The sequence below is a fragment of the Enterobacter sp. D2 genome (genome assembly GCF_034427575.1).
GTDB classification, from domain to species: domain Bacteria; phylum Pseudomonadota; class Gammaproteobacteria; order Enterobacterales; family Enterobacteriaceae; genus Enterobacter; species Enterobacter cloacae_M.
Map to the genome: position 1 here is coordinate 1,298,124 of NZ_JAXQPP010000001.1, position 14,983 is coordinate 1,313,106.

General features: G+C 56.8%; 11 protein-coding genes and 1 pseudogene. 5 read left to right on the plus strand and 7 right to left on the minus strand.

Annotation, left to right across the window (positions count from 1 at the left end; all coding sequences use genetic code 11):
• Window positions 1-15: 15 nt before the first annotated feature.
• The 4 genes from SPG90_RS06380 to SPG90_RS06395 form a co-directional block, all read right to left on the minus strand.
• Window positions 16-1,395 (minus strand): efflux transporter outer membrane subunit, encoded by a 1,380-nt coding sequence (locus tag SPG90_RS06380; protein ID WP_322408018.1) that lies wholly within the window; start codon window positions 1,393-1,395, stop codon window positions 16-18.
• On the minus strand, window positions 1,392-2,474 hold the full coding sequence (locus SPG90_RS06385) for an HlyD family secretion protein (protein WP_045399128.1): 1,083 nt from the start codon (window positions 2,472-2,474) through the stop codon (window positions 1,392-1,394). Before SPG90_RS06385 ends, SPG90_RS06380 begins: the two co-directional genes overlap by 4 nt.
• Before the next feature lie 22 nt (window positions 2,475-2,496).
• Window positions 2,497-4,149, minus strand: coding sequence for an MFS transporter (locus SPG90_RS06390; protein WP_126303256.1), 1,653 nt, complete (start codon window positions 4,147-4,149; stop codon window positions 2,497-2,499).
• Between the two features lie 158 nt (window positions 4,150-4,307).
• The gene (locus tag SPG90_RS06395; protein WP_045399368.1) at window positions 4,308-5,627 is read right to left on the minus strand and encodes an MFS transporter; all 1,320 of its coding nucleotides are present in this window, start codon (window positions 5,625-5,627) and stop codon (window positions 4,308-4,310) included.
• A 67-nt stretch (window positions 5,628-5,694) separates the two neighbouring features.
• On the opposite strand from SPG90_RS06395, the gene SPG90_RS06400 reads away from it, so the two are divergent.
• Both SPG90_RS06400 and SPG90_RS06405 read left to right on the plus strand, forming a co-directional pair.
• A complete protein-coding gene (locus SPG90_RS06400; protein ID WP_047174296.1) occupies window positions 5,695-5,919 on the plus strand; it encodes a hypothetical protein in 225 nt (74 codons plus the stop codon).
• Between the two features lie 97 nt (window positions 5,920-6,016).
• Entirely contained in the window at window positions 6,017-6,817 is an 801-nt protein-coding gene (locus SPG90_RS06405; protein WP_126303257.1) for a YdcF family protein, read from the plus strand.
• 409 nt (window positions 6,818-7,226) lie between these two features.
• Here SPG90_RS06405 and gap read toward each other — a convergent pair whose 3' ends face one another.
• A complete protein-coding gene (gene gap, locus SPG90_RS06410; RefSeq protein ID WP_126303258.1) occupies window positions 7,227-8,228 on the minus strand; it encodes a type I glyceraldehyde-3-phosphate dehydrogenase in 1,002 nt (333 codons plus the stop codon).
• 189 nt (window positions 8,229-8,417) lie between these two features.
• Here gap and cybB point away from each other — a divergent pair, with 189 nt between their 5' ends.
• Window positions 8,418-8,948, plus strand: coding sequence for a cytochrome b561 (cybB, locus tag SPG90_RS06415; protein ID WP_023311642.1), 531 nt, complete (start codon window positions 8,418-8,420; stop codon window positions 8,946-8,948).
• Between the two features lie 44 nt (window positions 8,949-8,992).
• Here the strand turns inward: cybB and SPG90_RS06420 are convergent, their stop codons facing one another.
• Together SPG90_RS06420 and SPG90_RS06425 are read right to left on the minus strand one after the other, a co-directional pair.
• Entirely contained in the window at window positions 8,993-10,060 is a 1,068-nt protein-coding gene (locus SPG90_RS06420; RefSeq protein WP_045354897.1) for an oxidoreductase, read from the minus strand.
• Window positions 10,061-10,073: 13 nt separating this feature from the next.
• On the minus strand, window positions 10,074-10,817 hold the full coding sequence (locus SPG90_RS06425; RefSeq protein WP_126303259.1) for a DeoR/GlpR family DNA-binding transcription regulator: 744 nt from the start codon (window positions 10,815-10,817) through the stop codon (window positions 10,074-10,076).
• A 739-nt stretch (window positions 10,818-11,556) separates the two neighbouring features.
• Between SPG90_RS06425 and SPG90_RS06430 the strand changes: the two genes are divergently transcribed.
• Both SPG90_RS06430 and SPG90_RS22355 read left to right on the plus strand, forming a co-directional pair.
• Window positions 11,557-12,894, plus strand: coding sequence for a TolC family outer membrane protein (locus SPG90_RS06430; RefSeq protein ID WP_126303260.1), 1,338 nt, complete (start codon window positions 11,557-11,559; stop codon window positions 12,892-12,894).
• Window positions 12,895-13,015: 121 nt separating this feature from the next.
• A pseudogene (locus SPG90_RS22355) lies at window positions 13,016-14,926 on the plus strand (Ig-like domain-containing protein); the annotation flags it as partial.
• Between the last annotated feature and the right edge of the window lie 57 nt (window positions 14,927-14,983).

Consider the following 14,983-nt stretch of genomic DNA (forward strand, 5'->3'; position numbering starts at 1 on the left):
AGCGCGCAAGGCGGTTCACGCGCTCTTCCAGCCGCCGCCGAGCGCCCTGTACAGATCGATCTGCGCCAGCAGCAGGTTATTTTTCACCTGCACCACGCTGGTCTGCACCGAGTACAGCGTGCGCTGCGTGTCAAGCACGTCCAGATAAGAGGAGTAGCCGTTACGATTGCGGTTCTGCGCAATGCGCAGCGTCTCCTGCGCCACCTCCTGCTGGGCAAGCAGCTCGGTCAGCTGTTCCTGATAGCGCGTAATCGCATCAAGGCTGTTGTTCACTTCGGCAAACGCGTTACGCACGGTTTTTTCATAGGCGTACAGCGCCTGGTTACGCTGGGACTGGGAAATATCCACCTGCGCATTCAGCGCCTGGCGGTTCAGCAGCGGGGCAAGAATACTGCCCCCGACGCTCCAGAGCTGAGGCGGGTTGTCCAGCAGGCCGGACAGGGTGCGATCCTGTATCGATCCTGTTGCGGTCAGGTTGATCGACGGCAGCAGGCTCGCGCGCGACGCGGCAAGCGAGGCGTCCGCCGCAACCAGCTGGCGTTCGGCCTGAACGATATCCGGCCGACGGTTCAGGAGCGTAGAAGGCAGCTGTGACGGCAGCGTCAGCGGCGTTAGCGTCTCAAAGCTCCCGCTGCGCGCTACCGCGCCGGGATTGCTTCCCAGCAGCAGGCTCAAGGCGTTCTCCTGCTGTGCAATCTGATGCTGCAGCACGGGAACCTGCGCTCGCGTTGAGCGGAGTTCGGAATCCGACTGCATCAGCTCCAGACGCGAGCTGTAGCCAGTCTCAAACTGACGTTTCGCGAGGTTAAATGCCTCTTCACGCGATTTCAGCGTGGATTCGGTCACCCGCAGCTGTTCGTCAAGCGAGAGCAGGGTGACATACCCGGACGCAACGGAAGACGCGACGGTCAAATCCGCGGCGGCAGCGGCGGCTTTTTGCGCCGCCAGCGAAGCCTCGGCGGCTCTGGCCGTGCTGCGGTTGACGCCCCAGATATCCACGTCATAGCTCGCCGTCAGGCTACCTCTGTACAGCGTGCCGTAGACCGGCAGTCCGGTCGCGGCGGACTGCGAACGGGCGCGGGTCCCCGTTACGCCCGCGTCAAGCGACGGAAACAGGCTGCCGTCGGCCGCAAAGACCCGCGCCTGATACTCGTTAATCCGTTCGCGGGCGATCAGCACGTCGCTGTTGTTCTTTAGCGCCCGATCCACATAGCGGTTGAGGTTGTTGTCATGAAAATTGCGCCACCAGAGCTGCTCCGCCGGGCTGGCAGGACCAGAATCGGCACGCCACTGCGCAGGGATTTGCAGCGTCGGCTGCGCTGGTTTTACGTCAACGGACTGGCATCCGGCCAGCATGACCGCCAGCACCAGACCGGCTATCGGGCGAAGGGTCATTGTTTGCCCTCCCGCGTATCAATGGTCACCTGCACCGACATGCCCGGACGCAGCAGGGCGGACTCCTCAGGCTTACCGAGCACCTCGATGCGCACCGGAATACGCTGGGCGATTTTGACAAAGTTGCCGGTGGCGTTGTCCGGCGTGATGGCGCTGAACTCCACGCCGGTTGCCGGCGAGATGCTCTCCACGCGGCCCTGATACGCTTTGTTGTTCAGGGCATCGACGGTGAATTTGACAGGCTGGCCGACGCGCAGCTCCGCCAACTGCGTCTCTTTGATATTGGCGATAACCCAGTGCTGCGGAGGCACAAGGGTGGTGAGATGGGTCCCGGCGGTCACGTACGCCCCGAGACGCACGGCAATCTGGCCGAGCTGGCCGTCGCGCGGGGCGATAATGCGGGTGTTTTGCAGGTCAATTTGCGCCAGCTCCAGCGCCGCTTTCGCATTGTCGACATCCGCCTCCAGCGCGCCGCGGTTCACAATCACCGTCTGCAGATCCTGTCGCGACATCTCAAGGGCGGCTTTCGCCTGGTCGATGTCGGCACTGCCCTGGGCGGCACTGGCCAGCGCCGCGTCGCGCTCGCGAATGGAAAGCGAGCCGTCGGAAGTCAGCTCTTTCACCCGCTTTAAATCCGCCTGGCTTTTCAGGCTCTGGGCGCGGGCATTTTTCAGCGCGGCGTCATTTTTGGCGATGACGGCTTCGGCGCTTTTACGCTGCTGCAGGTTGTTATTCAGGGCGGCAATTTTCATCGCCAGCTGCGCCTCGGCTTGATGCACGCGCTGCCGATAGATTCGGTCATCGATCTGCACCAGCAGATCGCCTTTTTTGACCTGCTCAAAGTCCTGAACCTTGACCTCAGTGATATAGCCGTTTACCTGCGGGCTTATAAACGTCGTCTGACCGCGCACGTAGGCATTATCGGTAAACTGTGCGTGGCGGGTGAACGGCGGCAACTGCCACGCGTAAAGGATCACCAGCACGCCAACAATACCGATGGCGGCGGCGGTAAAAACGGAAACAATGCGCACATTTTTGCGGGTGTTGGCCTGCTCTTTGGCGGCATCCTGCTGACTCATAAACTCTCCAGAACTCTTTCAATTATTTATTGCCGGTGGCGTTCTTCAGCGCCAGACGGGCAGTGATGCGCAGGCGCAGCAAGCGCCATAAAATCCAGACCAGCGTGGCGGCAGCGATGCTCGCCGTCAGCAGATAAGTATCGTTATAAGCCAGAATATTCGCCTCCAGCGTTGTGACCGTTTGCAGCTGCGTTATCGCCTGCGTTCCCAGCAGCGCGCTGTCGCCGATCAGGCTTTTATACATCTGGGTATAAAGCTGAATTCGCTCGTTGACCAGCGGATTGAGCGTGGTGAGCTGGTCCGCCAGCAGGCTGGAGTGGTACTTCTCGCGCCAGGTCTGGAAGGTGCCGAGGATCGCGGAGCCCAGCAGGCCGCCGAGGTTCTGGCTCATGCCAAACATCACCGAGAAGCTGACCAGGTTGCGTGGGTCGGCGATCACGCCGCCAATGGCGGCCAGCATGGCGGGCGCCAGGAAGAAGGCGCTGCCGAAGCCGAGCAGGAACTGGCTTACCATCAGCTGATCCGGGCGGGTCAGGTTGTTGGACTGGCTGTCCAGCAGCGAGGCAACAATCATCAGCGCCAGGGAGGTAATAATTGGCCACGCCAGTTTGGTGGGCTTGATGGTGAGACAGCTGGTGACGATCCCGCAGACAATCCCGGCGAAAATAGACCACGCCAGGTGCGTCATCTGCTCGTTCTGTAAGCCTACGTACTGCAGCCAGCCGATGACCCCGGTGTTTTGCTCTGCCAGTACGATACGGATCAGCAGCATGATGAGCCCCAGACGGACGATGCTGCCGCTCGACAGCCAGCGGGTGTTCAGCAGCGGGTTGGCGCGGTTATGTTCAAAGACGATGGCAGCCACAATTAGCACCAGCGATAGCGCCAGCGACCAGCCAATCCACGGCGCTTCGAACCACCAGTCAAGGCGGCCTAACGAGAGTACGGCGCAGAGCAGGGCCATTCCGGGGGCCATTAAAAAGAAGGTGATGAAGTCTTTCTTCTCGAAGACCTTGCGCCTGTCGCCCGGCGGCAGTTTTAAGGCTATCACGCAGGCGAGGGAGATCAGCGCCAGCCCCAGCTCAAAGAAATAGAGCCCGCGCCACTCGTCCAGCTGCAGCAGTTCGGTGGAAAACAGGCGGGCCAGAGGGATGGCGAGCGACGACCCGGTAATCCCGATGGTGAGCGCCTTCAGGCGGTGCTTCGCAGGCCAGGCCTGGATCTGATAGTAAATCCCCAGCGAGCTGAGCGCGGCGGCCACCATCCCGTGCGCGGCGCGCACCATCAGCGCCGAGCTGAGATCGTTAACGAACAGGTGGAAAAAGGTCACCAGCACGTACAGCACCAGAAAACCTTCGGTGAAGGCGCGCAGACCGTACTGCTGGCGGAACTTGACCAGCAGCAGGTTGATAGAGATGTTGGTCATCACGTAGACCGCGGGCAGCCAGGCGATTTCGGTCGACCAGGCCCCGAAGGTCCCCTGCAGGTTTTGCAGATTGGCGGTCACCACCGCATTTCCCAGCGCTCCCGTCAGGCACACCAGCAGGCCAACGACGCCGTAGGCAATCCGTTTTAGCGTACTGTGCTCGGGTGTGGAAGGCGAACCCAGCAGGGCGGGTTTCTCATGTGGCTGCCACTCGCGAGGAGCATAAGGGTCGCGTTCGGGCAGGCGCATAACGTCGTTTACCTTAGAAATAATTGAATAATTAGCGGGCTAGCGATTCTACGTCTGCCGCAAATGATAATTCAAGTGAATATGATTTACGCATGTTAATCAAATGTAGAAGGGAAGTTTAAGGAAAAAGAGCGGCCCGAAAATCGGGCCGACAACGATCAGAGATGTTCGGGCTGTGCCTGCAGAAGGGTCGTTCGCTTGACGCGGCTGGCGCAGAAAATCGCGATTAGGGAAATGACTACCGTGACGGCAAGATACCAGGCCACCGGCACCCAGTCGCCGTCATATTTTGCCAGCAGTCCGGTGGCAATCAGCGGCGTGGTACCGCCTGCCAGCGCGGCACCCAGCTGATAACCGAGAGTAATGCCGGTGTAGCGTACGTTTGCACTAAAAATTTCAGAGCACAGCGTGCCGAGTACCGCCGTTACCGGTGCCCACAACACGCCAAAGGCGATGACCGTCGCAAGCACAATGCCCCAGGTTGTTCCGGTATTGAGCAGCATAAACCACGGCACGATAAACAAACCCAGGATGAAGACGCTCGCGGCATACATGCGTTGACGGCCAATTTTATCCGAGAGCAGCCCCATTAACGGGATCATCACCGTGGCCACCAGGGCTCCCAGCGTCACGGCTTCCAGCGCCTGAGATTTTTGATACGTCAGCGTCGTGGTGGCATAGCTCACGACAAACGTCGAGAAGATATAGAACGGCGCGGTTTCTACCACCTTCAGACCGGCGGCAATCAGCACTTCGCGCCAGTGATGTTTCAGGGTATCGCGCAGAGGCGCTTTCGCCACCTGGCCCGATTGTTTTACCTTCTTGAAATCAGGCGTCTCGTCGATGTCCTTACGGATCCACAGGCCGAGCAACACCAGACCCGAACTCAGCAGGAACGGGATGCGCCAGCCCCAGGAGAGGAAGTCCTCCTCGCTGAACAGGGTCATCAGCGAGACGATAAAGGTCGCCAACAGCATGCCGATGGTGACGCCCGCCTGCGGAATACTGCCGAAGAAGCCTTTACGTTTTTCGGGCGCGTATTCATAGGCCAGCAGCAGCGCGCCGCCCCATTCACCGCCGATGCCCATCCCCTGAATGATACGCATCAGGATCAGCAGAGCGGGCGCCCACAGGCCAATCATTTCATACGTGGGCAGCAGGCCGATCATGACGGTTGCACCTCCCATCAAAGAGAGGGTCAGTACGAGCGTTTTTTTACGGCCGATACGGTCGCCGATATGGGCGAAAAGTACCCCGCCAATGGGGCGAATAAAAAAGGTTAATGAGAAAGAGAGATACGAGAGAATGAGCCCGATCACCGGATCGACCATCGGGAAAAAGATCTTATTGAATACCAGCGCGGCCGCGGTGCCGTAGAGAAAATAGTCAAACCATTCAATGGCGCTCCCGGTAAGGCTGGCGATTAACACCTTCTTATTTTTTCGTAATACCGTCGTCGTACTTTCATGTTCTGTCATGACCTGAAACCCCGCCACGTTGATGATGTATGAGGTGTCACCTGGCGCGCTTCAGGTGCAACCTGCGATGATGAAAAAGGTTGTGAAATTGTTAAGCAACTTAGGGTTGGATGTTGTGTTTGGCAAGCGCAGGGGGGATAAAACTGGTCAGATCACGGTGAAATATGCAGCGTTGGGTGCTTTTGCAGAGAACATGTGCAACAGGATGTTTTGTATGATGGAAAACCAAAAGCATAATATGCAGGTGCAACCCGATTGTTTTTGGATGTTTCTGGTTATTTCAGAAAAATGACAATTTGGGCGATAAAACAACGTCTGATTTCAGAGCCCGCCTCTGCGTTATCGGTAAGAAGCCGCTACCCTGAAGAGACATAAATGAGGAGTTCACCATGGTTCAGCCCCATTTTCCCATCCTGCCGGATGCCACCCTGGCGGCCATCAATACTGTCGGTGAATGGCTGGCGCAGGACGACCTGAGTGACAGCCGCCTGCACTCGGACGTCGATGCGGTGATCCTGGCAGGGAACGCGGTGATCCCGACCATTGAGGCGGCCTGCCGTATTGCCGCGCAGAGAGAAATCCCGCTCCTGATTAGCGGCGGTATTGGTCATTCAACCGCGTTTTTATATTCAGCTATCGGCAGTCATCCGCGTTATCACACCTTACAGGTCGAAGGGCGTGCCGAAGCGAGCATTCTTGCCGACATTGCGCGGGAGTTCTGGCAGATCCCCGATGCGCGCCTGTGGATTGAAGATCGCTCCACCAACTGCGGTGAGAATGCGCGTTTTAGCTGGAATATGCTGAAACAGCATCAGCGCGCGATCGGGCGGGTGCTGGTGGTGCAGGACCCGACGATGCAGCGCCGAACGATGGCGACGTTTGCCCGCGTTTGTCGGGATGAGCCCGTATCACCGCAGTGGATAAGCCATCCCGGGTTTACGCCAACGCTGCAAAACGGAAAAGAGGGCGTGGAGTTCAGTGGGGGTAACGCCGGACTGTGGCCCGTTGACCGTTATCTTTCACTGGTTCTGGGGGAGCTGCCGCGTTTGTATGATGACGTTAACGGCTATGGTCCGGCCGGGCGGGATTTTATCGTGCACGTTGAATTCCCTGAGGCGGTGATTGCCGCGTGGAAACAGCTGCAGCAGGATCCGATCCTCGCGGATGCGTTGTCCAGGCGCTCGATTTAAGGGTGTAATCAGAAGCGATAACAACCGCTTCAGAATAACCTTTGGCTTACAGCAATGTCCTGGTCCGGCTGTATATCGCCGAAGCGTTTCCGTAAGGCCGGGGCGAGGCGCAGGGATGCGCCGAGAGGGCGTGGCCTGCAGGGATGCAGGCTCATGCCCGACCCGATAGCCTGAAGGAATAAGCTGAGGGTACCGCGAAGCGGCGATTTACCGCCGGGAGCCCGGGTTGCCAGGGTGGTGGCGATTGAGCCACCCTGGCACGTTCACCGGTTATGTCGTTAAAGAGTAGCAAGGAACATAAAGTGAACGGAATGACCACCACACCCGTATGTTCCCCTCACCCTAACCCTCTCCCACAGGGAGAGGGGATGCTTCACTGCTCATATTAGCCCTGAATAAAGGCATAGAATTACAGCGCCGCAAACTTATCCAGCGTCCGCACCAGCTGCGTCACGAAACCGTACTCGTTGTCATACCACGCTACCGCTTTCACCAGCTGTAGCTCTCCCGCTTCTGACACCTCCGTCTGCGTGGCGTCAAACACCGAACCGTAATGCGAGCCAATCACATCGGACGACACAATCTCTTCGTCGGTATACCCGAACGATTTATTGCCCTGCGTCGCCTTTTTCAGCGCGGCGTTGATCTCCTCAACGGTGACTTTCTTGCCGAGAATCGCCACCAGCTCGGTGACCGAACCCGTTTTTACCGGCACGCGCTGCGCGTGGCCTTTCAGCTTGCCGCTGAGCGCCGGGATCACCAGACCGATAGCCTTTGCGGCACCGGTGGTGTGGGGAATGATATTCTCTGCCGCCGCCCGCGAGGCGCGAAGATCTTTCCCGCGCGGGCCATCCACCAGCGCCTGCGTACCGGTATAGGCATGAATGGTGGTCATGGTGCCCACTTTTATTTCAAACGCATCGTTCAGGGCTTTCGCCAGCGGGGCGAGGCAGTTGGTGGTGCAGGATGCGACGGAAATAATGGTGTCACTGGCGTCAATGGTGTCGTCATTCACGCCGTAGACGATGGTTTTCATCTCACCCGCAGGGGCTGAGATCAGCACTTTCTTCGCGCCGGCGTCCAGGTGCGCCCGTGATTTCTCTTCTGAAGTATAAAAGCCGGTGCACTCCACGACGATATCCACGCCTGCGGCTTTCCACGGAATGTGCTTCGCCTCTTTTTCGGCGTACACCGCAATGGTTTTACCGTCCACAATCAGCGCATCCTCGGTGAAATCGACGCTCCACGGGAAGCCACCGTAGTTGGAATCATGCCTGAGCAGGTAGGCCAGCACTTTCGGTGAGGTGAGGTCGTTGATGGCGACGACGGTATTGCTGTCCTGGGTTTCAAGAAGGCGACGCAGTACAAGGCGCCCAATGCGTCCAAAGCCGTTAATGCCAATTTTACTCATGGTGTTCTCCTGTAAACGTGTCGATACGACAGTTTGAACTCATCCAGGCTTAGACCATCACGGGCAGGGCGGCAATTGAAGATGCTTCATGCGGGAGGAAGTATTTGAAAAACCATACAGAAAAGTTAATGAATTTTTAAGGAAAGGGGATTATGTTGGCGCGATAACTGTTTTTAATCGGGAAATGACATGCGCACTAAATATACAAGCCTGCAAATCGGCATCCACTGGCTGGTGTTTCTGTTAATCATCGTCGCCTACTGCGCCATGGAGTTCAAAGGTTTCTTCCCGCGCACCGCGCGTCCAGCGATCAATATGATCCACGTCTCGTGCGGGATCAGTATCCTGGTGCTGATGGTGACGCGCCTGCTGGTTCGCCTGAAATTCCGCGCGCCGCCGATTCAGCCGAAGCCAAAAGCGATGGTGACGGGGATGTCCCATCTTGGCCACCTGGTGGTGTATCTGCTGTTTATTGCGCTGCCGCTGATTGGCATTGTGATGATGTATAACCGGGGCAGCGACTGGTTTGCTTTCGGCCTGGCGATGCCGCATGCGGCGGAGTCCAATTTCGACCTGGTTGATATGCTGAAAGAGTGGCACGAGACGCTGGCGAACCTGGGCTATTTTGTGATTGGCCTGCACGCGGCGGCGGCGCTGATGCACCACTATTTCTGGAAAGATAATACCCTCCTGCGCATGATGCCGAAAAAGCGTTCGTAGTCTTTAACGCTTGCCGGGTGGCGCAGCGCCACCCGGCTTATTTTTTAACCCAGCAGCGCACGCTCTTCAGCAGTTAACGCCAGCGGCTGCGTTGACCCCGTCTCCGAGGACTTCACCGCCGCTTCCAGCACGGCCATGACCGCCAGTGCTTCAACAGGGTGGACAGGATTGGTGATTTTCCCGAGCAGCGCATCACGTACGTTGACGTAATACTGGCGCTGATCGCCTTTCGGGGTAGGGATCGTCTGCGGTGCGCCGTCGGCCCCAAAGAACACCATGCTGTCGCCGTCTTCGCCCCAGGTTTCACTGCCGGGGATCACCCCTGCGAGCAGCTGCGCTTCCTGCTGGTCGATTCTGGCTTTCACCACGCTGCCCTTGTCCCCGTGGGCGGTAAAGCGTGCCGTACCGCCAGCAACCAGCATGCTGGCGTGCAGAATGACCTTATGCTCCGGGTAGTTTAAGACCACGTGCGCCCAGTCGTTAATTTCTGCGCCGTCGCGCAGCGTGGCGATATTCCCCTGAACCGACTCCGGCAGGCCAAAGAGCTGTAGCGTCTGGTCAATCAGGTGAGGGCCCAGATCAAACCACAGACCGCTCCCGGGAACGTTCTGCTCGCGCCAGCGCACGCGCACTTCAGGGCGGAAGCGGTCAATATGCGATTCCAGGTGTTTAACCTTGCCGAGCGTACCTTGTTCAATAATCTGCTTAATGCCGAGGAAATCGCTGTCCCAGCGGCGGTTGTGGAAGACGGAGAGCAGCAGCTGCTTTTCATCCGCCAGCGCAATCAGGTCGCGGGCTTCCTGCATGTCGAGGGTAAAAGGCTTATCCACGACCACGTGTTTCCCCGAGTTCAGGGCCAGCGTCGCCAGCGGGGCGTGGGTGGCGTTGGGGGAGGCAATTACCACCAGATCGATATCAGGATGCTGAATGGCCTCTTCCGGTGTCGCAACTACCTGTACGTCCGGCAGATCGCGTTTAACTTTCTCTTCATCACGAGAAGAGACCACGGCCAGCTTAATCCCGTCCACCGACTGGATCAGCGGAGCATGGAAGGTTTTACCGACAAATCCATACCCGATCAGCGCAATGTTGATTGTTTGAACTTTACTCATGACCTTCTCCACGTTAATTCGCGCACACCGTAACCTGCAGTGCGCTATGGTCCCCAAGCTCAGGCCAGGGACGATCTAAAAAGAGTTGTTGGATGCGGGATAACCCGGAAACCAGATACGGCTCGCAGCGGTTAATTTTCAGGTGATCGGCGACAATCCAGTGCGCATGGCTTGCGTCGAGCATTGCGCGTTTAACCTCGGCATCCGCTTCTTTACCGGCGCTCAACCCGAGCTCGGCATGAATGGCGCATGCTCCAAGAATGGCGATATCTGCCCGATACCGGGACAGCAAAGACAGCGTGGCGCTTCCGGCAAACAGGCGCTGCTGGTGGTCCCATTTGCCGCCGAGCAGGATCAGCTCAACGTCTTCCCGGTCGCTAAAGTGCTGGGCGATATCCAGCGACGTGGTAATGACGGTGAGCGGCCCCTGAAGAAAGGTGGCGACGGCCATCACCGTGCTCCCGGCATCCAGAAAAAGGGTGGAGCCCGGTGGAACCTGCTGTGCGACCTGTTTACCCAGGCGCTGTTTGGTCTCCGGCAGCAGCGTGTTGCGGCCCTGACGGTTCATGGCGGAGAGGTTGAGCGCGATGGCTCCGCCGTGGTTCTTCTGTGCAAGGCCCTGGTTTTCCAGATCGGTCAGATCCCGACGGATAGTATCCGCTGAAACCTGAAGTTTTTCGGCCAGTTCAGTGATGCTGGCCTGGCCTTGCTCGCTGAGGATATCCAGGACATAGCGTTGACGAGCGGTTTTGTGCATCGGGGTACATTCCTGCAAAATGTCGCAATAGTTTGCATAATACAGCATTTTGACGCAGAGAGAAGGGGATTGTGGTCATGACGATGTGCAGCGGTGTGATGATTCACATAGGTGATTATTAAAATTTTATTAAGCAGGTATAAGGAAGCCGTTTTGAATGTTAATCACAATGTTATTGTTATGTTTTATTTAACGATTTGGTTTATACAACCAGTGTACTGCCACTGGGTAGGTTTAAATGCTGTGTAATTAAAATTATGCAGGATTTTGTTGCTTTAATTAGTTTTTTAAAGGCGCTTAATTTTAAATATATCCCATAAGCTACGTAAGTTGACACTTCTTTGAAAATCTTTGTGTCTGACCCGCGCTGAAATTAACGCAAAAATGTGCATATTACGAATTAAGAATTTTCCTTAAATAACAGTGGTTTTATATGTTTCATTTGAAACTCCATTTTCAGAGTTTTGTCCAGAAACCCCATGTTTTTTCTTATCTGTAACACCGCGTTAACATTGTGGGTGTAGTGGGGTATACCGCATTTTGTTATGCTGCTAACCAGTTTAAGAAATAAGTAAATTCTTAATTGAAATAAGACGCAGGCAGATCTCATCTCCAATGGACATGGGCATGGGGAGTATTACCTAAAATTCGGAGAGGAAACCAAAGAAGATATTAGTCTAATTATCTGTACCTCTTTTTGGGTATTTGCATGAGTATCACTCAGAGTCAGGGAGATAAAATGACGATATTGAGAAATTCTATGTTACTTCGATATACCGCCGCGATGGCACTATTTTCGATAGCCATAAATACTGCCTGCGCCAATAGTGGGCAGGTGGGTATTGCCCCCGTTTCAACAACAACCTTAAAAGAAAGTATTCTTTTTGCTATCGATCGCGATCCGTCAATTAGCCAGCAGGCCGCACAATTAGGTATTGGCCAGGCACAAATAGATGAAGCGCGCAGCGGCTGGATGCCGCAAATATCGTTGAACGGGAGTACAGGGCACAGCCAGACCACCGATTCCAGCGGGTCGCTGAAGAATTCGGCCGCCTGGGGGCTGAGCCTGACGCAGCTGCTGTACGATTTTGGCAAGACCAATAACAGCATCAGCCAGTCTTCGGCCCAGCGCGATAGCTATCGCTATCAGCTGATGGGCACGCTCTCTGACGTGGCGGAAAAAACGGCGCTGAGCTACGTCGAGGTCAAACGCTATGCCGATCTGCTGCAGGCGGCAAAGGAGAACGTTCAGGCGTTGAAAAACGTTGAGCAGCTGGCAAAGCTGCGTGCCGACGCGGGCGTGAGTTCGACCTCCGATGAGCTCCAGACCCGCACGCGTATTGCCGGCATGCAGGCGACGGTCGCGCAGTATCAGGCCGCCTTAAACAGCGCGCGCGCCAGGCTTGCGGTATTAACCGGGATGCAGGCAGAGGCCTATTCGCCGGTGCCCGCGAATCTTGCCGTGGAGCCGGACTCGCTCAACCGCATCGATTATTCCCTGATACCGGCAGTGATGGCCGCGCAAAACATGGAACGCTCGGCTCAGTATGGCGTGGAAACGGCGAAGTCCCAGCACTGGCCGACGTTAAGCCTGAAGGGCGGGCGCACCCGTTATGAATCGGACAACCGTTCGTACTGGGACGACCAGATCCAGCTCAATATTGACGCACCGCTTTATCAGGGGGGCGCAGTTTCCGCACGAGTGCGGCAGGCTGAAGGAGCACGAGCGATGGCCTCCTCTCAGGTCGATCAGGCGCGTTTCGACGTCCTGCAAAAAGCCTCCGTCGCGCAGGCTGACTGGACCGGCGCACGGGGACGAATGGAGGCGGGGAAGCAACAGCTGCAAAATGCTCTGCGGGCCCGCGATGTTTATAAAAATGAATACACCCTGAGCAAGCGGAGCATTAACGATCTGCTCAGCGTTGAGCAGGATGTCTGGCAGGCCACATCTGCGAAAATAATCGCTGAGTATGACGGCTGGAGTTCGGCAATTAATTATGCTTCCGCGGTTGATAATTTAATGCCGCTTATTGGAATAGAGAAAAACGCTGCCGCAAAATTACCCGACTTGAGTTAATAAAAGACGCGCAGTGTTGCGCAAAGTAAGACTGAAAATAATGGGTGTTTTTTCCCAGGGATAGCTACATCCGTCTGGTGGACATATCCACAGGAATCCGTACACCTGCAAGGAGAAGAATATGAGTAACATAAAAGTTGTTGATGTCATCATTCGCAAAACGGCGGAGAAAACTAAATTAACCGGCGAAGGAAATTTGTCGGTCTCTATTTCATCGCCGAGCGTGATTGAAATCCAGGGCTCTGCTCAGGATGTGGCGCGCTATGTCCGCCAGGGTAAAGACCTCCTCATTTATATGAAAGATGGCAGCGTTATTCGCTGCAATAACTATTTCGCAGAAGATCCAGAAACGCATAATCAGTCAGAGTTGGTGTTCAACGACCGTCAGGAACTGACGCATATTTCTTTTGCCGATACCGGGGAAGCATCGGGCGCTGCGGTGACCGAGTTAACCGCGCAGGCCACACCGATTAGCAGCATTCAACCTTTCCTCGAGCAGGAAAGCGTTTTAAGCGACGCGCCGTGGGGCTGGATTGCGGGAGCGGCGTTAGGCGGCGGTGCCATCGGGGCGCTGCTGGCAAACGGCGGTGACGGCGGAACTAAAACAAAAGTCATTGATAATACGAAAGAAGTTGAAAGCGCCACGCCGACCTTCTTGCTGTCGGATAAAGCGGGTGACAAGCAGGGCGTGCTGAGCGCAAACGAGATCACGGACGACAGCACCCCAACCTTTAGCGGTACCGGCCAGCCGGGCGCGACCATCCAGATCAAAGACAGCAGCGGCAGCACCATTGCCAGCACCATGGTCGGTACAGACGGCACGTGGACGGTAATATTACCGACCCAGACGGACGGGGAGCACACCTGGTCGGTCGTGCAGATCGACGGCAGTAAAACCACCTCTGCGGGCAGTATCACCGTGACGGTCTCTACCGCCGATGCCGCCATTACGCTGGCCACCACGGCGGGCGATAACGTGCTGAACGCCAGCGAGCAATCTGCGGGCTTTACGCTTTCCGGTGCCAGCAAAAACCTGGCGCAGGGTACCGAACTCACCGTGACGCTGAACGGCAAAACCTACGCGGCTGAAGTCGGGGCAGACGGCGCGTGGAGTGTTAACGTGCCTGCGGCGGACGCGCAGGCGCTGGGCGACGGAACCTGGACGGTTAACGTGAGCGGAAAAGACGCGGCGGGTAACACCGTCAGCGGAAGCCAGACGATTGGCGTGGATACCACCGCGCCAACCCTCTCTGTCGATACCCTCGCGCAGGACAACATCATTAATGCGGCTGAGCACAACCAGCCGCTGACCCTGACCGGTAAAACGAATGCGGAAGCCGGTCAGATCGTCACGGTCATCCTGAACGGTAAAAACTATAACGCTACGGTGGGTAGCGACGGCACCTGGTCCGTCACGCTTGCAGCGAACGACGTGCAGGCGCTCAACGAGGGCAATCACACTCTGACGGTTAACGTTAGCGACAAAGCGGGCAACGGTACGTCCGTGACGGGAGATTTCACGGTGGATACCGCCGCGCCGGTCGTCACTATCGATACCGTGGCGGGCGACGATACCCTCAATATCAGCGAGCAGGGGCAGGCGCAGATTATTTCCGGGCAGGCGAGCGGCGCGTCGGCAGGCGATGTGGTCACCGTGACCGTTGGCGGACAGTCTTTCACCGGCGTGGTGCTGGCGGACGGCAGCTGGAGCGTAGGCGTTCCGGCGTCCGTGCTGGGCGCGTTGGGAGAAGGTAACCATACGATTTCAGTTTCCGTGACCGACGCGGCAGGCAACACCGGCAGCGCCACGCACGGCATTACGCTGAGCGGACACCCGCCGGAATTTACGATTGACGCCATCAGCCAGGATAACGTCCTGAATGCCCAGGAGGCGATGCAGCCGCTGAGCCTGACCGGTACCAGCAATCTGCCGGACGGCACTGCCGTCACCGTGACGCTGAACAACGTCAGCTATCAGGCAACCGTCGAAAACGGTATCTGGGCGGTCCAGGTGCCGGTTTCTGACGTGTTGAATCTGGCGAACACGCTTTATACCGTCAGCGTCAGCGGGACCGACAGCGTGGGTAAC